The 20,293-nt window shown below is 61.5% G+C and carries 19 protein-coding genes and 1 pseudogene; 11 read left to right on the top strand and 9 right to left on the bottom strand.

Annotated features, from left to right (window positions below; translation table 11 throughout):
• The first annotated feature begins 95 nt into the window (after positions 1-95).
• On the top strand, positions 96-1,856 hold the full coding sequence (locus V1289_RS41520) for an IS1634 family transposase (RefSeq protein ID WP_334395305.1): 1,761 nt from the start codon (positions 96-98) through the stop codon (positions 1,854-1,856).
• Positions 1,857-2,030: 174 nt separating this feature from the next.
• Here the strand turns inward: V1289_RS41520 and V1289_RS41515 are convergent, their stop codons facing one another.
• Positions 2,031-2,693, bottom strand: a complete 663-nt coding sequence (locus V1289_RS41515) for an SOS response-associated peptidase (RefSeq protein ID WP_334405104.1) — start codon at positions 2,691-2,693, stop codon at positions 2,031-2,033.
• A gap of 176 nt (positions 2,694-2,869) precedes the next feature.
• Here V1289_RS41515 and V1289_RS41510 point away from each other — a divergent pair, with 176 nt between their 5' ends.
• Positions 2,870-3,295, top strand: coding sequence for a hypothetical protein (locus V1289_RS41510; RefSeq protein ID WP_334405102.1), 426 nt, complete (start codon positions 2,870-2,872; stop codon positions 3,293-3,295).
• A 180-nt stretch (positions 3,296-3,475) separates the two neighbouring features.
• On the opposite strand, the gene V1289_RS41505 is transcribed toward V1289_RS41510, so the two are convergent.
• Positions 3,476-4,653 (bottom strand): IS3 family transposase gene (locus V1289_RS41505; protein WP_442896133.1). Its coding sequence is split into 2 segments (ribosomal slippage): positions 3,476-4,362 and positions 4,362-4,653, totalling 1,179 coding nucleotides; the frame shifts between segments, so codons are not numbered across the junction.
• 178 nt (positions 4,654-4,831) lie between these two features.
• Between V1289_RS41505 and V1289_RS41500 the strand changes: the two genes are divergently transcribed.
• The 3 genes from V1289_RS41500 to V1289_RS41490 all read left to right on the top strand — a co-directional run bounded on the left by V1289_RS41500 (position 4,832) and on the right by V1289_RS41490 (position 8,462).
• Positions 4,832-5,908 carry a hypothetical protein gene (locus V1289_RS41500; RefSeq protein ID WP_334405098.1) on the top strand — a complete coding sequence of 359 codons (1,077 nt, stop codon included), beginning with the start codon at positions 4,832-4,834 and terminating at the stop codon, positions 5,906-5,908.
• Between the two features lie 109 nt (positions 5,909-6,017).
• Entirely contained in the window at positions 6,018-7,082 is a 1,065-nt protein-coding gene (locus tag V1289_RS41495) for an IS630 family transposase (protein ID WP_334397520.1), read from the top strand.
• Between the two features lie 202 nt (positions 7,083-7,284).
• Positions 7,285-8,462 (top strand): IS3 family transposase gene (locus V1289_RS41490; protein ID WP_442896122.1). Its coding sequence is split into 2 segments (ribosomal slippage): positions 7,285-7,576 and positions 7,576-8,462, totalling 1,179 coding nucleotides; the frame shifts between segments, so codons are not numbered across the junction.
• 25 nt (positions 8,463-8,487) lie between these two features.
• Here V1289_RS41490 and V1289_RS41485 read toward each other — a convergent pair.
• On the bottom strand, positions 8,488-9,744 hold the full coding sequence (locus tag V1289_RS41485) for a hypothetical protein (RefSeq protein WP_334405096.1): 1,257 nt from the start codon (positions 9,742-9,744) through the stop codon (positions 8,488-8,490).
• A gap of 193 nt (positions 9,745-9,937) precedes the next feature.
• Positions 9,938-10,295, bottom strand: a pseudogene (locus V1289_RS41480) (glutathione-disulfide reductase); the annotation flags it as partial.
• Positions 10,296-10,427: 132 nt separating this feature from the next.
• Here V1289_RS41480 and V1289_RS41475 point away from each other — a divergent pair.
• On the top strand, positions 10,428-10,667 hold the full coding sequence (locus V1289_RS41475) for a PilZ domain-containing protein (protein WP_334405094.1): 240 nt from the start codon (positions 10,428-10,430) through the stop codon (positions 10,665-10,667).
• Between the two features lie 9 nt (positions 10,668-10,676).
• On the opposite strand, the gene gor is transcribed toward V1289_RS41475, so the two are convergent.
• The 4 genes from gor to V1289_RS41455 form a co-directional block, all read right to left on the bottom strand.
• Positions 10,677-12,065, bottom strand: coding sequence for a glutathione-disulfide reductase (gor, locus tag V1289_RS41470; RefSeq protein WP_334405092.1), 1,389 nt, complete (start codon positions 12,063-12,065; stop codon positions 10,677-10,679).
• A 34-nt stretch (positions 12,066-12,099) separates the two neighbouring features.
• Positions 12,100-12,642, bottom strand: coding sequence for a DUF2059 domain-containing protein (locus V1289_RS41465; RefSeq protein WP_334405090.1), 543 nt, complete (start codon positions 12,640-12,642; stop codon positions 12,100-12,102).
• A gap of 24 nt (positions 12,643-12,666) precedes the next feature.
• On the bottom strand, positions 12,667-13,365 hold the full coding sequence (gene rpiA, locus V1289_RS41460; protein ID WP_334407880.1) for a ribose-5-phosphate isomerase RpiA: 699 nt from the start codon (positions 13,363-13,365) through the stop codon (positions 12,667-12,669).
• A gap of 101 nt (positions 13,366-13,466) precedes the next feature.
• Positions 13,467-14,303 carry an SDR family NAD(P)-dependent oxidoreductase gene (locus tag V1289_RS41455; protein ID WP_334405088.1) on the bottom strand — a complete coding sequence of 279 codons (837 nt, stop codon included), beginning with the start codon at positions 14,301-14,303 and terminating at the stop codon, positions 13,467-13,469.
• A gap of 81 nt (positions 14,304-14,384) precedes the next feature.
• Here V1289_RS41455 and V1289_RS41450 point away from each other — a divergent pair, with 81 nt between their 5' ends.
• The 5 genes from V1289_RS41450 (at position 14,385) to V1289_RS41430 (ending at position 19,311) form a co-directional block, all read left to right on the top strand.
• Positions 14,385-15,071 carry an HAD-IA family hydrolase gene (locus V1289_RS41450; protein WP_334407878.1) on the top strand — a complete coding sequence of 229 codons (687 nt, stop codon included), beginning with the start codon at positions 14,385-14,387 and terminating at the stop codon, positions 15,069-15,071.
• Positions 15,072-15,221: 150 nt separating this feature from the next.
• Positions 15,222-15,704 carry a hypothetical protein gene (locus tag V1289_RS41445; RefSeq protein WP_334405087.1) on the top strand — a complete coding sequence of 161 codons (483 nt, stop codon included), beginning with the start codon at positions 15,222-15,224 and terminating at the stop codon, positions 15,702-15,704.
• Positions 15,705-15,821: 117 nt separating this feature from the next.
• A complete protein-coding gene (moaA, locus tag V1289_RS41440; RefSeq protein ID WP_334405085.1) occupies positions 15,822-16,853 on the top strand; it encodes a GTP 3',8-cyclase MoaA in 1,032 nt (343 codons plus the stop codon).
• A gap of 317 nt (positions 16,854-17,170) precedes the next feature.
• Entirely contained in the window at positions 17,171-17,710 is a 540-nt protein-coding gene (locus tag V1289_RS41435) for a TRAP transporter small permease subunit (protein WP_074281513.1), read from the top strand.
• Positions 17,707-19,311: a TRAP transporter large permease gene (locus tag V1289_RS41430; RefSeq protein ID WP_334405080.1), complete on the top strand. Its 1,605-nt coding sequence runs from the start codon at positions 17,707-17,709 to the stop codon at positions 19,309-19,311. The genes V1289_RS41435 and V1289_RS41430 overlap by 4 nt, the downstream gene beginning before the upstream one ends.
• 9 nt (positions 19,312-19,320) lie before the next feature.
• Here V1289_RS41430 and V1289_RS41425 read toward each other — a convergent pair whose 3' ends face one another.
• Positions 19,321-20,253 carry a LysR family transcriptional regulator gene (locus V1289_RS41425; protein WP_334405078.1) on the bottom strand — a complete coding sequence of 311 codons (933 nt, stop codon included), beginning with the start codon at positions 20,251-20,253 and terminating at the stop codon, positions 19,321-19,323.
• Between the last annotated feature and the right edge of the window lie 40 nt (positions 20,254-20,293).

The following is a 20,293-nucleotide window of genomic DNA, read 5'->3' as shown; positions in this document are numbered from 1 at the left end:
TTGAGTCAGTGCAGTGGGTTAGGGTGGGAATGATCCTGTGATTGTGTCCATGTAAGGGGATTCCCAAATCGGCGAGGATATGATTCGATTCGGGCATGTTCATCGAGATGGTGCCCAATCGAGACTCTCCGCCTGCGGTGTTGCTGCGGGAGAGTTATCGCGACGAGCAAGGCCGTTCGCAGAAGCGGACGTTGGCCAATCTCAGCAAGCTGCCGCGTGATATGATCGATACGTTGAAGGCGGTGCTGAAGGGCGGAACGGTCATCGGCACTGGTCCGCAGGAACTGGAAGTCGAGCGCTCATTGCCGCACGGCCATGTTGCGGCGGCGCTTGGAATGATCCGCAAGATTGGCCTCGACCGGTTGATTCTGGGTGCGGCGAAGGATCCGGCCTCGCGACGCTGCTGCGATCTCGTTGTCGCCATGGTGGTTGATCGGTTGATTGCGCCACGATCGAAGCTGGGCTTTGTCCGCGCGATCGATGAGGAGACGGCGGTATCGAGTCTGGGCGCGGTCTTGCACCTTGGCCGGGTCAAGGAGCGGGAGGCCTATGAGGCGCTGGATTGGCTGCTCGAACGTCAGGGCCGCGTCGAAAATGGCTTGGCGCGGCGGCATCTCGAAGACGGCGTGCTGGTCCTCTATGACGTCAGCTCATCTTACTTCGAGGGCCGCTGCTGCCCGCTGGCGCGCTATGGCCACAGCCGGGATCACCGCAAGGACCGGCCGCAAATTGTCTATGGGCTGCTCTGCACACGCGAGGGACTGCCGATCGCCGTGGAGGTGTTCGACGGCAACACCGCGGATCCCTCAACCTTGAGCGCGCAGATCGAGAAGGTGAAGGATCGCTTCAGGATCAGTCGTCTGGTGCTGGTCGGAGATCGCGGCATGATCACCTCGGCCCGCATTCGCGACGAACTTAGGCCCGCGAATCTCGATTGGATCACCTGCCTGCGTGCACCGGCGGTGCAGGCGCTGGCCGCGGAAAATGGGCCGTTACAGCTGTCGTTGTTCGATGATCGCGATCTCGCCGAAATCAGCGCGCCGGACATGTTCCCAGGCGAACGGCTGATCGCGTGCCGCAATCACGACCTCGCCGCCGAACGGGCGCGCAAGCGTGAGGACTTGTTAGCAGTGACTGAACGCGAACTGGCCCGGATCGAAGCCAAGGTCCGGCGCAGGAACGCTCCCTTGCGTGACGCTGCCGAAATAGGTCTGGCGGTCGGCGCGGTTCTTAACAAAAGAAAGATGGCCAAGCACTTCGTCGTTACGATCCGCGATGGTCATCTCTCCTGGCATAGACGGCTCGATCAGATCGAGGCAGAGGCGCGCCTCGACGGCATCTATGTGATCCGAACCAGCATGCCTGCCGAGCATCTGAATGCCGCAGAAGCAGTTCAGGCCTACAAGGATCTCTCGCACGTCGAACGGGCATTCCGATCCCTGAAGAGCGTCGATCTGGAAATCCGGCCGATCCGTCATTGGACCGCGGACAGGGTGCGGGCTCATGTCTTCCTGTGCATGCTCGCCTACCATGTCGAGTGGCTCCTACGGGAGGCCCTAGCGCCGCTGTTGTTCCACGACACCGATCTGGCAGCAGCCAAAGCGGAGCGAACTTCTCCAGTTGCGGCCACCGCACCGTCAGACGTCGTCAAGGTCAAGAAGACAACCAGGCGATCGGCAGACGGTCAGCGCGTCATGAGCTTCGGTGACCTCATTGCGCATCTCGGAACACTCGCTCGCAACACCATGCACGTGCCCGCGCGCCCCAAGCACCGCTTTACCCTTCACTCCAAACCAACCGCCCTCCAGGAGGCGGCCTTCGATCTGCTCGGGCTCAATCCCGTTCGTGTCCAGTAACCGAGTAGCCTCGCGGACGAATGATCAAACCGCATCAGATACTTATGCGATTCATGGGTGAAAACTTCGGACTAGACGAAAGCGTATCGTCGATGAACGGCGGATTATGCCTTCGTCTCAATCCTCCCTACGAGCTTTTGGACCTGTCAAAGCAAGAAACCACTTGGGCGATGGCTAAGCCGCGGCTTGATCTTCCTTGTCCGCCCCGCGCGCGACGATCTTCAGCGCATCATCCGGCAACGGCCGCTGCAGCGCCTTCGCTTCGTCCCACGGTGCGCGCAGCCAGACGTCGCGCTCTTCGTCCGTCGTCAGGATCACCGGCATCGCCTTGGGATGAATCGGCTCGACGATCGCATTCGGCGTTGTCGTCAGAAAACCGTAGACCAGATGCGGACCGGGAATTGGTTTTGATTTCGTTCCGCGATCGCCCTTGAACTCGGTCCACAGCCCAGCGAACGCACACAACGGACGGTCGTCGTCCAGCGCGAACCAGACCACGTCTTTCTTCTTCGTCTCCGGGTTCGGCACCGGCGAATATTCCGCAAAGCTGTTAAGCGGCACGAGGCAACGATGTTCCGGCCTGGTCCATCCGCGCCAGTGCGGCGACGAGGTGTTGCGGATGTTGGTCACGGGCGGACCGCCGGTCCGCGGCGGCGGCGGCATGCCCCAGCGCATCAACACCATCTCGCGCTCGTCGCCGGCGTTGCGCACGACCGGCGCCGGATAATCCGGAAATACGCCGGGCATCGGCGGCAGATTGCCGACGTAGCGGTTGATGATCCGGAACAGCCGCTGGATCGCCTCCTGATTCGTGGTGATCGAATACAAATTGCACATCGGCGAGCCTTGGTGGGGCGGACGCGTCCCGAGCCTCTAATCCTAGTGCATTCCCGGTTCTGATTGCATCAGAACCGGGCTCTTTTGTTTTGACGCTTTTTCTTCACGCGAACCGGTTCCCACTTCGCTTGAAAACGCTATTGCCTCACGCCGCAAGGCTCGCTGTAATTCAGGCCATGAGCACCAAGTCGCGCGAGGTCATCTGGGGCGGCCGCGTCAGGGGCGCGAAGATGCGCGCCGAAGGCGCGCGCGAGGAAGCCAGAAAGGCCGTGCGCGCGGCCGACCGCGCCGAGGCGGAAGCCTGGTCGGTCCGGATGGAAGGTTTTGGCGGGCCGGCGCAGCCCTCGCCCACCATCGGCCAATGCCTCAACGGCGGCCTCGGCTGGCTGGAAGTCGAATGCAACCGCTGCAACACCCGCGCAAGCCTGCCGCTCGACGCCATCCGCCGCCCGCGCGACACGCCGCTGTGGAAACTGGAAGCCTCGCTGAAATGCCGCTCCTGCCGCAAGGGCCGCTATGCGCCGCCGGTGCACATGATCAAGCTGACGGAGAGGCGGGAAATCACGCCGTATAAGTGGGTGCATCCGGAGGAGGAAAGGTGAGTTAGCGTAGAGCCAAGCTACCAAGCCCTTATCGTCGCCGAGTACATCCTGGGTACGCAAACGACGCTTGCTGTTCGTGCGATTCGGAGAACACCTTGACTGAACCGGAAACTAACGATTTTGACTTCGTCGCTGAGTTTGCGTCGTTCGCCTGATCTTCCCCCGAAAAAATGGACAGGGTTAAGCTGCTTTTAGCTCCATCTCGATCGGGCTGAGATAGCCGATGGCGGAGTGACGACGCGTTCGATTGTAGAAGCCCTCGACATAGGCAAAGATATCACGTGTGGCTTCTTGCCGTGTTGCATAATGCCGGTGATGGACGAGCTCGGTCTTGAGAGTGTGGAAGAAGCTTTCCATCGGGGCATTGTCGTAGCAGTTGGCCTTGCGGCTCATTGAGGCCCGCAAGCCGGCAGACTGCATCATTTTGCGATACTCCGCCGAAGCATATTGAACGCCCCGATCGGAATGGTGGATCAGGCCGGCACCAGGCCGCTGTGCTGCAATGGCCATCCGCAAAGCCGCCAATGGCAGGTCGGCGCGCAAGTGATCCGCCATCGCCCAGCCGACGATCTTGCGGCTGTACAGGTCCATGACGGTGGCCAGATAGAGCCAGCCCTGATCAGTCTCGACGTAGGTGATGTCGGCGAGCCAGATCCGGTTCGGCGCGGCGGCGGTGAAGTTCTGCTCGAGCAGATTCGGGGCAATCGGGAAGTCGTGACGGCTGTCGGTGGTGCGCACCCGGCGTGGCCGCGCCATGATGGCCCTGATCCCGTGACGGCGCATCAGTCGCTCGATGCGACCGCGGCTCGCCCCGCGGCCCTGGGCCTTCAGCTCGGCATGGATGCGCGGGCTGCCATAGCGTCCGCAGGCCTCGCGGTGGACCCGTTCGATGTCGTCGACGAGCGCACGATTGGCGGCGGATCGCCGGCTCTCCGGGCGCGCTCGCCAGGCATAGTAGCCGGCCGGCGAGACACCGAGCACGTCGCACATCAGTGACACCGGGTAGTCAGCGCGGCGATCTTCAATGAAACGGAATCTCATGTCCGCGTCCCAGCAAAGATCGCGATCGACTTTTTTAAAATGTCGCGCTCCATGCGCAGCCGTTCGTTCTCTCGCTGCAAACGAGCGATCTCCGCCGCGTGGTCCGCCGACGGCACCGTCGCCTGCGTTGTGGGGCGCCGCGCCGGTGCCGTCGGCTCCCGCCCAGCCCCACGCTGCTCCACCCAGCGCCGCAATACGGAATCGCGCAGGCCAAGTTCCTTGGCCACCGATCCGATCGAGCGACCGCTCGAAGCCACCAGATCGACTGCTTGCCGCTTGTAATCGTTCGTAAACGACCGACGTTGACGTGCTTCCATCCGACACCTCCTGGCTCCTCGAGCCTACTACAGGTGTCCATCAATTCGGAGGAGGTTCGCCCGATATGTGGGGGAGCAAGACCTTCAAAAGGCAACGCGCAAAGTGATGCACAAGCTATCGATGCTTGACCCGGCCCCACGGCGGCTCTTCGGAACTAGATACTTCTTCCATGAGCAGATGGAGCAGTTCACGGACGGGCCACAGCCATTTCACCTCGATACTACCGTGCAAAGAGCGGTTCGCGCCGCCACGTTCATTGCAGGCGTAAATCGTGCCCGGATTGCAATGTCGGATTTGGCTGCAGTTCGGCTTCGTAAGATGATCCTCGATAATCTAAAACCCGACAGAGACATGCGCCAAATCGAACACGAATTTCGGGGCTACATTCATCTTAGGCAGAAGTTCGGTGACGTAAGATTTGCGGACTTAGAGGGCGTTGGGAAATTCGACCTACTATGCGTGTCCGGCGACACTGAGGTGGAGGTCGAGTGCAAAACTTTGTCGGAAGACACAGGTAACCCGATCAAGAATGAACTGGTTGTTAATCTCAGCCAAACGTTCCTGAACCTTGTGCATAAGCGTCTTCCCGTCGATGAATCAGGGATCTTTAGCTTACAATTCAAAGATGATCCGGGGGCCTCGAAAGCGATCTTGCAAGAATTCAAGACGGAACTGAGTTCTCAGTTCGCGGGGCACGCCGATTGCGCGGATGCCACCATTGATTTCTTGCCCCGACCATCTTGGACGCAGGCTGCGGACACGATGACCTCCAGCGCGCTGCAAGACTTGCTCCTCGATGATCCAGACGTAGGCGCATCCCATTGCTTCACTAAAGTTTCAGGGAAGATAGTCGCTCTCGCGCTTAAGACTAGCAAAGAAAATACGCTCGCTCAGCGCGTGGTTCGTGTTTTGAAAGACGCCGCAGACCAATTATCAGGCGCAAGGCACTCACTAGTATGGTTGCATTTTGTAGGATTTGCCGAGCAAGAGCTACGCACCCTCGCTGAATTTTCGATGAATGGGGCGGGGGGAGGCCTCAATGCATTAGTAGCTGGTGCGATAAGCCCAAGTGCGTCTCCAAAGGATAGGTCCCACGTAAATCGTGTGCGGTTCACTGGGGAGCCCGCCGGACTCGAACGGCGCTCGACCACTACTGAGACTTCGCTAATCCAAATAACTTCACTGGGGGGCTTTGCTTACGATGTGCCTAACCCTCTCGCTAAGAGAACGCTTCCCTTAGCTGTAGAATTTTAGATCGATTGGCTCCCCTCGAATGCTCATGTCGAGGAGATTCGTCTGGAGAGAACCCTCCTATACCTAGTACCCACTTTTCTTGGATCGTGAGTCGTGATTCAAGATATGGATGATACCCGAAGCAAGAGAAGTCCACCTTTCGAAGAAAGATCGCAAGGTGCTTGAGGCCTGTTGCCGCTCACCGGTGACATTGCAGCGCGATTTGAAGCGGGCTCGGATCGTTCTGTTGGCGGCGGCCGGGCGCAGCACCCGGTCGATTGCCAAGGAGGTTGGGGTCCAGCCGCGGATTGTCAGCCTTTGGCGGCATCGCTACGCCGACCTTGGCCTTGAAGGGCTGCAGGACAAGCCGCGGCCAGGCAAGCAGCCGATCTATACGAAGGCCACCGACAAGCGGATTCTGCGGCTGTTGGACAAGCCACCACCGGAAGGGTTTGCGCGCTGGACCGGGCCCCTGCTGGCCGAGGCGTTGGGTGATGTTGACGTCCAATATGTCTGGCGGTTCCTGCGCAGCCACAAGATCGACCTCGTGGCTCGCAAGTCCTGGTGTGAGAGCACCGACCCGAACTTCACGGCCAAAGCCGCCGATGTTGTCGGCCTCTACGTCGCCCCGCCGGAGAAGGCCATTGTGCTATGCGTGGACGAAAAGCCTTCGATCCAGGCTTTGGAGCGAGCGCAGGGCTATCTGAAGTTGCCCAATGGTCGCGCCTTGACCGGTCAGAGCCACGACTACAAACGGCATGGCACAACAACGCTGTTTGCGGCGCTCGAGGTTGCGACCGGAAAGATCATCGCGACGCATTCAAAACGGCGGCGCCGTGTCGAGTTCCTCGACTTCATGGACAGCGTCACCTCGGCTTTTCCGGACCGCCAGCTTCACGTCATCCTCGACAATCTCAACACCCATAAGAAGAACGAGCACTGGCTAAAGGCCCATCCCAATGTGAAATTTCATTTCACGCCGACAAGCGCGTCCTGGCTCAATCAGGTCGAGGTTTGGTTCTCCATCCTGCAGGGGCAGTCGCTCAACGGCGCTTCCTTCACAAGCCTTAAGCAGCTCCAGCAGCATATCGATGCCTACATCAACGCATACAACGAAAAGGCTGAGCCCTTCGTCTGGACCAAGAAAAAAGTCCGTCAACGCCGTTTCAAAGGCCGCCGTATCACTCAGCTCTGATTCCGGGTACTAGACATAGGCGACTCCAGCGACTCCCCTACCACCGCGTAATAGGTGGGACCGCCTTGAGCTGCAAAGAGCCGCACCGTTGCGACCACGTAATCTTTGCCGTTCGCTCGGCGGTAACCAAGGCCAATTTCGTGTGAACCTCCTCCGAATTGATGGACACCTGTAGTAGGCTCGAGGAGCCAGGAGGTGTCGGATGGAAGCACGTCAACGTCGGTCGTTTACGAACGATTACAAGCGGCAAGCAGTCGATCTGGTGGCTTCGAGCGGTCGCTCGATCGGATCGGTGGCCAAGGAACTTGGCCTGCGCGATTCCGTATTGCGGCGCTGGGTGGAGCAGCGTGGGGCTGGGCGGGAGCCGACGGCACCGGCGCGGCGCCCCACAACGCAGGCGACGGTGCCGTCGGCGGACCACGCGGCGGAGATCGCTCGTTTGCAGCGAGAGAACGAACGGCTGCGCATGGAGCGCGACATTTTAAAAAAGTCGATCGCGATCTTTGCTGGGACGCGGACATGAGATTCCGTTTCATTGAAGATCGCCGCGCTGACTACCCGGTGTCACTGATGTGCGACGTGCTCGGTGTCTCGCCGGCCGGCTACTATGCCTGGCGAGCGCGCCCGGAGAGCCGGCGATCCGCCGCCAATCGTGCGCTCGTCGACGACATCGAACGGGTCCACCGCGAGGCCTGCGGACGCTATGGCAGCCCGCGCATCCATGCCGAGCTGAAGGCCCAGGGCCGCGGGGCGAGCCGCGGTCGCATCGAGCGACTGATGCGCCGTCACGGGATCAGGGCCATCATGGCGCGGCCACGCCGGGTGCGCACCACCGACAGCCGTCACGACTTCCCGATTGCCCCGAATCTGCTCGAGCAGAACTTCACCGCCGCCGCGCCGAACCGGATCTGGCTCGCCGACATCACCTACGTCGAGACTGATCAGGGCTGGCTCTATCTGGCCACCGTCATGGACCTGTACAGCCGCAAGATCGTCGGCTGGGCGATGGCGGATCACTTGCGCGCCGACCTGCCATTGGCGGCTTTGCGGATGGCCATTGCAGCACAGCGGCCTGGTGCCGGCCTGATCCACCATTCCGATCGGGGCGTTCAATATGCTTCGGCGGAGTATCGCAATATGATGCAGTCTGCCGGCTTGCGGGCCTCAATGAGCCGCAAGGCCAACTGCTACGACAATGCCCCGATGGAAAGCTTCTTCCACACTCTCAAGACCGAGCTCGTCCATCACCGGCATTATGCAACACGGCAAGAAGCCACACGTGATATCTTTGCCTATGTCGAGGGCTTCTACAATCGAACGCGTCGTCACTCCGCCATCGGCTATCTCAGCCCGATCGAGATGGAGCTAAAAGCAGCTTAACCCTGTCCATTTTTTCGGGGGAAGATCAGTGCAGAGCTTTTGAGGCGGGCTTCAAGTTTGGTTCACCCCCAATTAGGCGAATCGAATCTCGATCTTGCTCAAGGATCAAGCCAATCAATAGGGGCTTGAAAGCGGCTTCGCCAATTTCAGCAATCGCAAACGCGTGTCCTATCTTTGCAATCATGCTGGACAACATCACTGTGTCCCAACGCGCCGTAGAAAACGCCGTAACCCCATACTGTTTTCGCAGCTTCTTTTCGTCATAGTTGAGCTGAACCATCGTCATACCTGTGATCGGCGGCAACGTAGCCTCCAGATTCCCAAAAATCGGGGGCGCGTCGCAAATAGGCATGACAAAAATTACCGGATAATCTGCCGTAGGAATATCCTGGACCGTGTCCCTTCCATTAACTTGAACTGTAAGAGGCAAGGTTTTAGGCACAGGCCGGGTTCGTTTTCCTCGGATTTTCAGGTGCGCGCGCAACGCCTTCAAAGTCTGCCCTAGAACGTCGCCTTCCACCGTGGCCCCGGTAACTTCTTCGCAGCTTTGGCAACTCGCCTTCGCGAGTTCTAGTTTGCCACCTAAGCCTTCTGCAATAATGTGCTCGTCACCCAGTGGATATTGGCGAATACCAGGCTTGTTGGAATAGACTTTATCGCCACAGTAGATGCATTTGTTCGCTGCGGCATATGTCGGTAACGTTGCATCAGGGCCAAGTGAAATGAAACGAAACATTCTCAGCGACTTGCCCGAGACCTTGGACCAGAATGACGTTGCAAAACGCCGCAACGATGTATTAAGGCGAGCGTAGAATACGCCGCCCCATCCGCGGAAATCGATAAGAAAATCTTTGAGTAAGGATAGAAGGAGCGACGTAAGGCTCGATGGCGATTGAACCTTCCAAGAGCTAGCGGTCAGTACTCTTCCTAGTCCTCTCATTCGGTAATTTTGGACCGCAAGGCCGACAACGACATCTCCAATTTGTAGAGCAATTGCGTTCTGTCCTTGAACGTTGGTACGTCCAATATTCCATTGTGTTATCGGTACAATGCCAGGAAGATTTATCTTGCCTAGATTTTCATCCGGCGTTTTCTCTGCGAGAACAAATGCGCCGTGCGCAGCATTAAGAACGCCGATAACAAATTCATTTAGCTGTTGTGGCGTACAAGTCAGGACGGCAATTTCTTTGCTACCGTCCGATAACTTGACTTCAATATTTCCGTTCTCCAGCGGCCTAGTTTGAATATTACCAGTGGGTGGAGAAGATGCATCACCTGTCATTGATCCCGTCCGTTCTATGGAATGGATCATATCACCGCATACGGGCGAGAAACCGACTTACTTGGGATCGAGTACCGGGCAGCTAGCCCTCCCCCTCCCGGCAGCGCCAACACCTTCCGCGGTGACACCGGCAGTTCCGAGCGACCGGCCCGCGACAGTCGAGAGGCCGGGGTTATCGACCTTGCCCCGCCCCCTACTCCGCCGCCGCTTCCCTCACATGCCGCGCCGTCGGCGTCCGCATCGTTACCAGTTCTTCCGCGGCCATCGGATGCAGCGCCACCGTCGCGTAGAAATGTCGCCTTCATCTTGACGGCGATGCCGACGGCTTGCGTGATCTCGGCGGTGCTGTCGCCGACGATGTGGCAGCCGAGCACGCGATCGGTGGTGCCGTCGACCACCAGCTTCATCAGCACGCGGGTGTCGCAGCCGGACATCGTCGCCTTGATGGGCTTAAAATCGGCCTTGTAGATGTCGACGCGGGAGAATTGCGCGCGGGCCTCAGCTTCCGTCAATCCGACGGTACCGATCTCGGGCTGCGAAAACACCGCCGTCGCACTCAGTCCGCCGTCGGTGACGTGGTCCACCCCCCAGCGGGTAAAAAGTCGGGGGCGTTAAGAACATTTAAATTTTACCTGTCATATTACCCAACACGCAGGTTTTCGTCTCATTAAGGAGCCTGTCCGATGGTTGAGACCCGTATTGCACCGCGCCACCGCGTCATGAAGCCCGCAAAGATCGAGTACGGCGGCGTTAAAATTGCCTGCACGGTTCGCGATATATCGATTACTGGCGCGGCCCTTGAGGTAACCGATCAATTCGGAATCCCCGCGCAGTTCACACTGAGTATGCCGGAGGACGGGTTGAAACTGCCATGCCATATCGTCTGGCGACGGGAATTTCGGATGGGCGTCGCATTCGATTAGGCCGCCCCCCTACTCCGCCGCCGCTTCCCTCACATGCCGCGCCGTCGGCGTCCGCATCGTCACCAGTTCTTCCGCGGCGGTCGGATGCAGCGCGACTGTCGCATCGAAGTCGGCCTTGGTCGCTTTCATCTTGACGGCGATGCCGACGGCCTGGGTGATCTCGGCGGCACCGTCGCCGACGATGTGGCAGCCGAGGACGCGGTCCGTGGTCGCATCGACCACCAGCTTCATCAGCACGCGGGTGTCGCGGCCGGACATCGTCGCCTTGATGGGCTTAAAATCGGCCTTGTAGATGTCGACGCGGGAGAATTGCGCGCGCGCCTCGGCTTCCGTCAGGCCGACAGTGCCGACTTCGGGCTGCGAGAACACGGCCGTGGGAATGGTGGCGTGATCGACCGCGACCGGGCGCTTGCCGAATACGGTGTCGGCGAAGGCGTGGCCTTCGCGGATCGCGACCGGCGTCAGATTGGTGCGGTGGGTGACGTCGCCGATGGCGTAGATGTTCGGCGCCGACGTCTTCGACCAGCCGTCGACCGCGATGCCGCCGTTCTTCGGGTTGAGCGCGACGCCGGCCTTCTCCAGCCCCAGTCCCCCGACGTTCGGATGCCGGCCGATCGCGAACATCACCTTGTCGGAGGCGATGCTGGAGCCGCTCGACAGATGGGTGGTGAAGTCCTTGCCGTGCTTGTCGATCCTGTTGACGGTGCAGCCGGTCAGGATGGTGATGCCCTGCTTCTCCATCTCGGCGCGCAAATGCTTTCGGACATCCTCGTCGAAACCGCGCAGAATGTTGTCACCACGATAGATCACGGTGACGTCGGCGCCGTAGCCGGCAAAAATGCCGGCGAATTCCAGCGCGATGTAGCCGCCGCCCTGGATCACGATACGCTTCGGCAATTCGGTCAGGTGAAAGGCTTCGTTCGAGGAAATCACGTGTTCGATGCCGGGAATCGCCGGGCCGTGATTGGGCGCGCCGCCGGTGGCGATCAGGATGGTTTTTGCCGTGACGGCTTCGCCGGTGGCGAGCCGCAGCGTATGGGCGTCTTCCAGCACGGCGCGGGTTTTCACGATGCGCGCGCCGGTCTTCTCGACATTGGCGGCGTAGATGCCCTCCAGCCGCGCGATCTCCTTGTCCTTGTTGGCGACCAGCGTCGGCCAGTCGAAGGTCGCTTCCGGAATGGTCCAGCCGAAGCCCGCGGCATCGTCGATCTCGTGACGGACGTGGCTGCCCATCACGAACAGCTTTTTCGGCACGCAGCCGCGGATCACGCAGGTGCCGCCCATGCGGTATTCTTCGGCGACCATGACCTTTGCGCCGTAGCCGGCGGCGATGCGGGCGGCGCGAACCCCGCCAGAACCGCCCCCGATGACGAACAGATCGACGTCGAACTCTGCCATGGCAACCCCGCCCGCGATCAATCGATGAGTAAGCTCAGATTTCCTTGCCGCGCTTTTTCATCTCGCCCCGGAACGCGGCGTTGACGGTTTCGGCAAAGACCTGCGCCCACTGGTTCATATAGGACATCGAGAACTGGATGGCGCGCGGCTCGGTCGAGAGCAGCTTCTGGCCGAGCGGCGATTTGTAGAACGTCACCAGATCCTTCAATTCCTGCTCGGTGAACTCGTTGGCGTAAATCTTCGCCATGCCTTCGCCGATTTCCTTTTCGCGGCCCGCCATGTTCTTGGCGACGATGACGGCCACCTCGTTGAGGTCTTTTTGATAGTTGAGGTTGGCCTGCAGCAGCGCGTTCTTGGTCTGCTCGACGATGTTGGGAACGGCGCTGGCGTACATCGCGCTCGCGTTCTTCATACCAAGGATTTCCTTGGCGGCGGCAATGGCGGCCGGCGTCGCTTCCTTGAGCGGCGCAGCGGCCGGCGCGGCCTGCTTTGGGGCCTGCGCCATGGTGGGGCCGGCCAACAGCGCCAAGCCCAGCATCAGACCAGCGGCCGACAAACTTCCCGAAAAACGCTTCATTCCAATTCTCCTCAAGGTTCGGCGCTAGCGCCGTTCAATTACACGAATTCCCTGCGCGCCCGCCAGAACGGCGATGCTGGCAAGGCCGATAAACAGGCCGTGTTCGACGACGCCCGGGATCAGGCTCAGCAAGCCCGCCAGCCGCGGCGCATCATTGATCCGCACCAGATGGGCATCGATGATCCAGTGGCCGCCATCGGTGACAAAAACGTGGCCGTCCCTGCCCTTTCGGACCCCCATTTGCCCGGAAACACCACTTTCCGCAAATGCCGCGGCCATGGCGCGCCCCGTCGCCGCCAGGCCGAACGGGATCACTTCCACAGGTAGGGGGAAACGGCCGAGAACATCGACCCATTTGGTGTCGTCGGCGATCACGATCATGCGATCCGAGGCCGCCGCCACGATCTTTTCCCTTAAGAGCGCACCGCCGCCGCCCTTGATCAGATTGAGCGCGGGATCCATCTCGTCGGCGCCATCGACGGTGAGATCGAGCCGGTCGATGTCGTCGAGCGTGGTCAGGGGAATCCCGCATGCTTCCGCCTGCGCGCGGGTCGCTTCCGATGTCGGCACGCCCACGATTTTCATGCCGGCGCGGACCTTCTCGCCGAGCAGGTCGACGAAATGCCTGGCGGTCGAGCCGGTGCCGAGCCCGAGTTTCATGCCGTCCTGCACATGCTCGAGCGCGCGCGCTGCGGCCTGCCGTTTCAATGCGTCCATGTCCACGTGACGACGATGCCCCTTAAGTTGCGGGCGCATATCTAGCGTCGTTTTCAGCCAAGGAACAGCGCTATAAGCGGCTGGCGCCGCCTGAAACGCGACCTGGATCAGGGCGCCGGCACCTTGTCCATCGCCGCCAGTATCGCGGCAAACCGCCCCTCCACCTCGGCGCGCATGCCGGGGTGGGTGAAGACGTAGAACTCGTCTTCGCGGATGGCGGCAAGCACGCGGGCTGCGACGAAATCAGGCGCGAGCCCGGTGTCTATCAACCTTTTGATCTCGGCGACCATGGCCGCCGCCGGGCTGGCCGGATCGGGCACGCGCGCCGGGCCGTAGCGCTCGGGCCGGTTGCGTGCGCTCTCGCCGATGCCCGTGCGCACGAAACTCGGGCACAGCACGCTGACGCCGATACCGTGCGGCTTCAGCTGCACGGCGAGGCCCTCGGACATCGCGACCACGGCGAATTTGCTCGCCGCGTAGGGGCTGAAGCCGAGGCCGCCATTCATGCCGGCCATCGACGCGGTGTTGACGATATGGCCGCCTTCGCCGTGCCTGCGCATATGCGGCAGAAAACTGCGGACGCCGTGCAGCACGCCCATCAGGTTGACGTCGAGCACCCAGCGCCAGTTGTCGAGCGAGATCAGGTCGATGCCGCCGCCGGCGGCGACACCGGCATTGTTGCAGACGATATGGACCTTGCCGAACGCGTCGAACGTGGCTTGCGCGGCGCGCTCGACGCTTACGGGATCGGCGACGTCGCACATGGTGCCGCGGACATCAGGCCCGATCTCCTTGAGGCTCCTGACTGCGGCCTGCAGCGATTCGGCCTCGATATCGGCGAGCATCACCTTCATGCCGCTTTGCGCAAACGCGCGGCCGAGCGCAAGGCCAATACCGCTGGCGCCACCGGTCACGAAGGCTGTTTTGCCGGCCAGTTCGCGCATGATTGTTCCCCTCCGGTATTTTTGATGATCACCGATCATCTCTACTTGCATGATCGCGTGGCGATCGATAGCGAATTCAGGATGAACCCTCCCCGCATGCTCGTATTCGATCTCGACGGCACCCTGGTCGACACCGCGCCGGACCTGATCAGCGCGCTCAATTACGTGCTCGATCGCGAAGGCATGGCGCCGGTCCCGCTGGATTCGGCCCGCAACATGATCGGCGCCGGCGCGCGCAAGCTGCTCGAACGAGGCCTCGAGGTCGATGGCCGCGTCATGAGCGTCGGCGACATCGATCGTCTGACCCGCGATTTCATCGATTACTACGCCGACCACATCGCCGACGCCTCGCGTCCGTTCGATGGACTGGAAAGCGCGCTCGACGATCTCGCAGGCCAGGGTTTTCGCTTCGCGGTCTGCACCAACAAGCTGGAGTGGCTGTCGAAACGCCTGCTCGACCAGCTCGGACTGAGCGCACGGTTTGCCGCGATCTGCGGCGCCGACACCTTTGGCGTCGCAAAGCCGGATCCGGCGATCCTGCGCGAGACCGTGGCGCGGGCCGGCGGGCAGATCGCCGCAACCATCATGGTCGGCGATGCCGGCCCCGATGTCGGGGTGGCCCGGCGCGCCGGCGTTCCCGTGATCGGGGTGGAATTCGGCTACACTGATGTTCCCATCGCGGAACTGAAGCCGGACCGGCTGATCGGGCATATGCGCGACCTGCCGGCGGCCGTGGATAGCCTCGTCCGGGCCAATGGAGCTTTCTAAGATATTGATTTAACTAAAATATCCAAAAGTAGTCGATTCCGGCATTAACCATCCTTTTACGATTGCGCCTGCCCCGGTTGACCTCTATTCCCACGCTCATATGGTCGGGCCGGGGATTGTGGCTGTTCGCCGCAGTAGAGTGGATTAATCATGCGTCGTGTCTTCGTGATTGCCGTCGCCGGGCTGAGCCTGGCCGGATGTTCCTCGTTCTCGCTGGATTCCCTCAAACCCACGCCGCCGCCAATCCAGGTCCAGCTCGAATCGACGCCGCCGGGCGCCGATGCGGTGACCTCGCTCGGACCGGGCTGCAAGACGCCCTGCCAGGTCTCGGTGCCCGCGCCCGACGCCGGCTTCTCCGTCACCTTCAACCTGCCGAAATTCGAGCCGGCGACCGTGGCGGTGCGGGTGATCCGCAACCCCGGCGACTTCTCCACCCCCGCCTCCACCACCGTCGATCCCAGTCCGGTGTTCGCGGAACTCAAGCCCGCAGGCCCGCCGCCGAAGGTCCACAAGGCGATGCGGCCGAAAAAGCCGAAAAAGCCCAAGGCAGCGCCCGCCGCCGCCGAGGGCTCGCCGTTCCCGGAGCCGAACGCTGCCCCGCCTGCAGCAGCGCCGCCGCCGGCGACCCGCTGATCGCTTGCGCTGCAAATACGGACTTGCGCATTGTGAGCCGGTGGCAACGTGCCTAGATTGTGCTAGCGGGACAGGCGGATGTCGTGGCTGCCCCGCGGGACAAGGCACTTTCCAGAAATGAGCGGACCCTCGTTGAGCACTCCGGAACTGTTGGCGCCGATGACCGACCCGTTCGGCCGGACCATCCGCTATTTGCGCGTGTCGGTCACCGACCGCTGCGACCTGCGCTGCTTCTACTGCATGTCCGAGGACATGACGTTTCTGCCGAAAGCAGACCTGCTGACGCTGGAAGAGCTCGACCGGCTGTGCTCGGCCTTCATCGCCAAGGGCGTGCGCAAGATCCGCCTCACCGGCGGCGAGCCTTTGGTCCGCCGCAACGTGATGTCGCTGGTGCGTTCGCTGTCGCGGCATCTCGGCACCGGCGCGCTCGATGAACTGACGCTGACCACCAACGGCTCGCAACTTCAGCGCTTCGCCGGCGAATTGCGCGACTGCGGCGTGCGCCGCGTCAACGTCTCGCTGGATACGCTGGATGCCGCAAAATTCCGCGCCATCACCCGCTGGGGCGATATCGACAAGGTATTGGCGGGGATCGAGGCCGCGCGCGAAGCCGGTCTCGCCGTCAAGATCAACGCGGTGGCGCTCAAGAACATGAACGAGGAAGAGATCCCCGCGCTGATGGAATGGGCGCACGGCAAGGGCATGGCGCTGACGCTGATCGAGGTGATGCCGATGGGCGATATCGGCGAAGGCCGTATCGACCAGTATGTGCCGCTGTCGCTGGTGCGTGCCCGGCTCGCGAAGTCATATACCCTCACCGATCTCACCGACGACACCGGCGGCCCTGCCCGCTACGTGCGGATCAGCGAAACCGGCGGCAAGCTCGGCTTCATCACGCCGATGACCCATAATTTCTGCGAGTCCTGCAACCGGGTCCGGATCACCTGCACCGGCACGCTGCACACCTGCCTCGGCCACGAGGATGCCTCCGATTTGCGCAAGCCGCTGCGGGCCTCCGCCGACAACAACCTGCTCGCCGCCGCGATCGATCGCGCCATCGGGCTGAAGCCGAAGGGTCACGACTTCATCATCGACCGCCGGCACAACCGCCCGAGCGTCAGCCGCCACATGAGCGTGACGGGCGGCTAAGACTGCCGCCGCCGCGGCCGAACCCCGGCAGTTGGGGCAAATTCCCGTTCAACATCAACAAACTTCCAATTGACGACGGCGCTGCCCGCTGGTTTGGTGCGGCTGCTTCATGCTAGCCCGGCTAGATAAGCCGACGCGTCCGACGGGTGCAGACAAGACGGCAGAGGCGCAATTGGGGGAGGACTATCGTTGCAATCGCTCCTGCGAATGAGCCATGTCTTCACGCGAATCGGCGCTGCGCCTTTTTCGCGCGATGGCGGCGCGATGTCAGTTGAAACGTTCGGCGCGCTTTGATGGCGAGCGCCCAGGAGACCACGATGCGCCCATTACTGGCACTGAGCACGGCGATCGACCTGCTCAATGAAAAAATCGGCTACGTCTGCAACTGGCTGGTCCTGTTCGCCTGTGTCGTCAGCGCCGCCAACGCCATGATCCGCTACGCCTTCGGCTACTCTTCGAACGGCTGGCTCGAACTGCAGTGGTATAGTTTTGCGATCCTGGTGATGTTCGGCGCCTCCTACACCTTCAAGCGCAACGAGCATGTCCGGGTCGAAATCTTCTATCTGTTCCTGACCGAGCGCGGCCAGCTCTGGCTCGACATGATCGGCACGCTGTTCTTCCTGATCCCGTCTTGCTTGCTGCTCAGCTACCTGTCCTGGCCGTTCTTCCACCAGGCCTACGAGGTCGGTGAAATGTCCGGCAATGCCGGCGGCCTGATCCGCTGGCCGATCAAATTCGTGATTCCTGCTGGCTTCGTGATGCTGGCGTTGCAAGGCGTCTCAGAGGTGATCAAGCGGATCGCCGCGCTGCAGGGCTATGTGACGATCGATGCGAAGTACGAGAGGCCGACCCAATGATTACGCTTCAGATGATGCCGCCGCTGATGTTCGGCGGTCTGGTTCTGGCGATGCTGATCGGCTTCCCGGTGGCGTTCACGCTGGCCGCGGTCGGGCTCTGTTTCGGCTTCCTGTCGATCCATCTCGGCTTCTTCGACATGAACTTCCTGCAGGCGATCCCGGGCCGCGTGTTCGGCAGCGTGCTGTCGAATGAACTGCTGCTGGCGATCCCCTTCTTCACCTTCATGGGCGCGATCCTGGAACGCTGCGGGCTGGCCGAAGACATGCTGGATTCGATGGGCCAGCTGTTCGGCCCGATCCGCGGCGGCCTCGGCTATTCCGTCATCATCGTCGGCTTCATCCTCGGCGCGATCACCGGCACGGTGGCGGCGCAAGTCATCGCCATGGCGCTGATCTCGATGCCGGTGATGATCCGCTACGGCTACAACATGCGCTACATCACCGGCGTGCTGGCGGCCTCGGGCACCATCACGCAGCTGGTGCCGCCGTCGCTGGTGCTGATCGTGCTGGCCGACCAGCTCGGCAAGTCGGTCGGCGACATGTATCTCGGCGCCTGGGGCCCATCGATCTTCCAGATCATGCTGTTCGCGGGCTACACCTTCATCCTCGGCCTCGTCAAACCTGATCACGTGCCGGCGGTGCCCAAGACCGCGTTGACGCTGACCGGATGGCCGCTCTGGAAAAAATGCCTGATGGGCATCATCCCGTCGGCGGTGCTGATCTTCGTCGTGCTCGGCACCATGATGATGGGCCTGGCGACGCCGACCGAAGCCGGTGCCATGGGCGCGATCGGCGCGATCGTGCTCGCTGCGATCCATCACAAGGATTTCAGCACGGCCGGCAGCAAGATCCTGATCATCGGCATCATCGGCGCCGGTGTCGGCACCATCGTCGGGATGTTCTTCACCGAAAACCTGCTGTTCAAGCTCGCCTTCGCCGTCACCTATCTCGCCGTGGTCTGGATCTGCCTCGAGGCCGTCCGCATTCCGGAGCTGCGCGACCTGATCAAGCAGGGCTACGAGACCACCATGCGCATCACCACCATGGTCACCTTCATCCTGATCGGCTCGACCTGCTTCTCGGTGGTGTTCCTCGGCGTCTCCGGCGGCGTCTGGCTCGAAAACATGCTGACGTCGCTGCCCGGCGGCGTCTGGGGCTTCCTGATCTTCATCAATCTCTTCATCTTCTTCCTGGCGTTCTTCCTCGACTTCTTCGAGATCGCCTTCATCATCCTGCCGATGATCGCGCCGATCGCGCAGAAGGTGCTGGCGCCGGTGGTCGGTCCCGATGCCGCGCTGATCTGGTTCGGCGTCATGCTCTGCGTCAACATGCAGACCTCGTTCCTGCATCCCCCCTTCGGCTTTGCGCTGTTCTATCTGCGCGGCGTCGCGCCGAAGGAGGTCAAGAGCTCCGATATCTACTGGGGCGCCATGCCCTGGATCGGGCTGCAGGCGATCATGGTCGTGCTGGTGATCGCGTTCCCGATCACGGTGACCGGCCTGCTCGACAAGCCGCTCAACGTCGACCTGAACAAGGTCAAGATCGAAGTGCCGCAGATCGACCTGCCGCCGCTGGATTTCGGTCCCCCACCGAAGCAATAGCCGGCGGAATCAGCGCGACGGAGGCGATCGCCCTGCCACCTGCGATACCGCCGCGACGACTTGCGCGCGCAGCCATGCGTGCGCGGGATCGACGTGCACGCGCTCGTGCCAGCTCATGGCCATCTCAAAGCCGGGCGGCTGGATCGGCGCGTCGCGCAGCTGCAGGCCATGGCTGCGTCCCTCGAGCACACGTGCCGGCAGCATGGCGACCATGTCCGAGCGGCGCACTATTTCGGGTGCCGAAAGGAAATGTGGCAAGGACAGAACCACGCGGCGCTTATGGCGGCGCGCTTCCAGCAGCACGTCCGTGGCCCCCTTGAAGCCGCCGCCCTCCGGCGACACCAGCACATGGTCGAGCGCACAGAATTGCGCGGATGTGATCGGGCCCTTCCCCAGCAGCGGGTGGCGCTTGCGCGCGACGAACTGGTAGCGCTCGGCGAACAGGATCGTGCTGCGCAGGTTTTCCGGCACGATATCGGCGGTGATAAATGCCACATCGATATCGCCGCGCTCGGCCATGCGCGCGATCTCGGCGGGCACCGGGGCGTATACGGCCACGCGCACCCCCGGCGCATGGCGGCGCAGATGCGCGAGCACGGGCATCAGAATCGCATGTTGCGCATAGTCCGAGGCGGCGACGCGCCAGGTCAGTTCGGTCCTGGCCGGATCGAACGGCGTCTCCGCGCTGAGCATGCGCTCGACGCCGCTCAGGGCTTCGCGCAACGGCGCGAGCAATTCGAGGCCGCGCGTGGTCGGCCGCATGCCGCGCGCGCCGGGCGTCAGCAGCGGATCGGCAAACAGTCGCCGCAGCTTGCCGAGGCGCACGCTCACGGTCGGCTGGCTCAGATGGAGCTGTCGCGCCACATGCGTGACATTGCATGCGGTGAGCAGCGCTTCGAGGGTCACCAGCAGCTCGATATCGATGCCGCGGATATTACGCATGGCTATGCCTGCTATTTATTCTATTCATTTTGACTATGCC

This window comes from Bradyrhizobium sp. AZCC 2289 (assembly GCF_036924615.1).
In the GTDB taxonomy this organism is placed as follows: Bacteria; Pseudomonadota; Alphaproteobacteria; order Rhizobiales; family Xanthobacteraceae; genus Bradyrhizobium.
Note: the sequence above shows the minus strand (reverse complement) of the source record. Positions and strands in the feature narration are given on the sequence as shown.

Bases quoted from the DNA above. Each gene is read 5' to 3' on its own strand.
- V1289_RS41520 (WP_334395305.1), top strand. From the start codon at position 96: ATGTTCATCGAGATGGTGCCCAATCGAGACTCTCCGCCTGCGGTGTTG.
- V1289_RS41515 (WP_334405104.1), bottom strand. From the start codon at position 2,693: ATGTGCAATTTGTATTCGATCACCACGAATCAGGAGGCGATCCAGCGG.
- V1289_RS41510 (WP_334405102.1), top strand. From the start codon at position 2,870: ATGAGCACCAAGTCGCGCGAGGTCATCTGGGGCGGCCGCGTCAGGGGC.
- V1289_RS41500 (WP_334405098.1), top strand. From the start codon at position 4,832: ATGGAGCAGTTCACGGACGGGCCACAGCCATTTCACCTCGATACTACC.
- V1289_RS41495 (WP_334397520.1), top strand. From the start codon at position 6,018: ATGATACCCGAAGCAAGAGAAGTCCACCTTTCGAAGAAAGATCGCAAG.
- V1289_RS41485 (WP_334405096.1), bottom strand. From the start codon at position 9,744: ATGACAGGTGATGCATCTTCTCCACCCACTGGTAATATTCAAACTAGG.
- V1289_RS41475 (WP_334405094.1), top strand. From the start codon at position 10,428: ATGGTTGAGACCCGTATTGCACCGCGCCACCGCGTCATGAAGCCCGCA.
- gor (WP_334405092.1), bottom strand. From the start codon at position 12,065: ATGGCAGAGTTCGACGTCGATCTGTTCGTCATCGGGGGCGGTTCTGGC.
- V1289_RS41465 (WP_334405090.1), bottom strand. From the start codon at position 12,642: ATGAAGCGTTTTTCGGGAAGTTTGTCGGCCGCTGGTCTGATGCTGGGC.
- V1289_RS41455 (WP_334405088.1), bottom strand. From the start codon at position 14,303: ATGCGCGAACTGGCCGGCAAAACAGCCTTCGTGACCGGTGGCGCCAGC.
- V1289_RS41450 (WP_334407878.1), top strand. From the start codon at position 14,385: ATGAACCCTCCCCGCATGCTCGTATTCGATCTCGACGGCACCCTGGTC.
- V1289_RS41445 (WP_334405087.1), top strand. From the start codon at position 15,222: ATGCGTCGTGTCTTCGTGATTGCCGTCGCCGGGCTGAGCCTGGCCGGA.
- moaA (WP_334405085.1), top strand. From the start codon at position 15,822: ATGAGCGGACCCTCGTTGAGCACTCCGGAACTGTTGGCGCCGATGACC.
- V1289_RS41435 (WP_074281513.1), top strand. From the start codon at position 17,171: ATGCGCCCATTACTGGCACTGAGCACGGCGATCGACCTGCTCAATGAA.
- V1289_RS41430 (WP_334405080.1), top strand. From the start codon at position 17,707: ATGATTACGCTTCAGATGATGCCGCCGCTGATGTTCGGCGGTCTGGTT.
- V1289_RS41425 (WP_334405078.1), bottom strand. From the start codon at position 20,253: ATGCGTAATATCCGCGGCATCGATATCGAGCTGCTGGTGACCCTCGAA.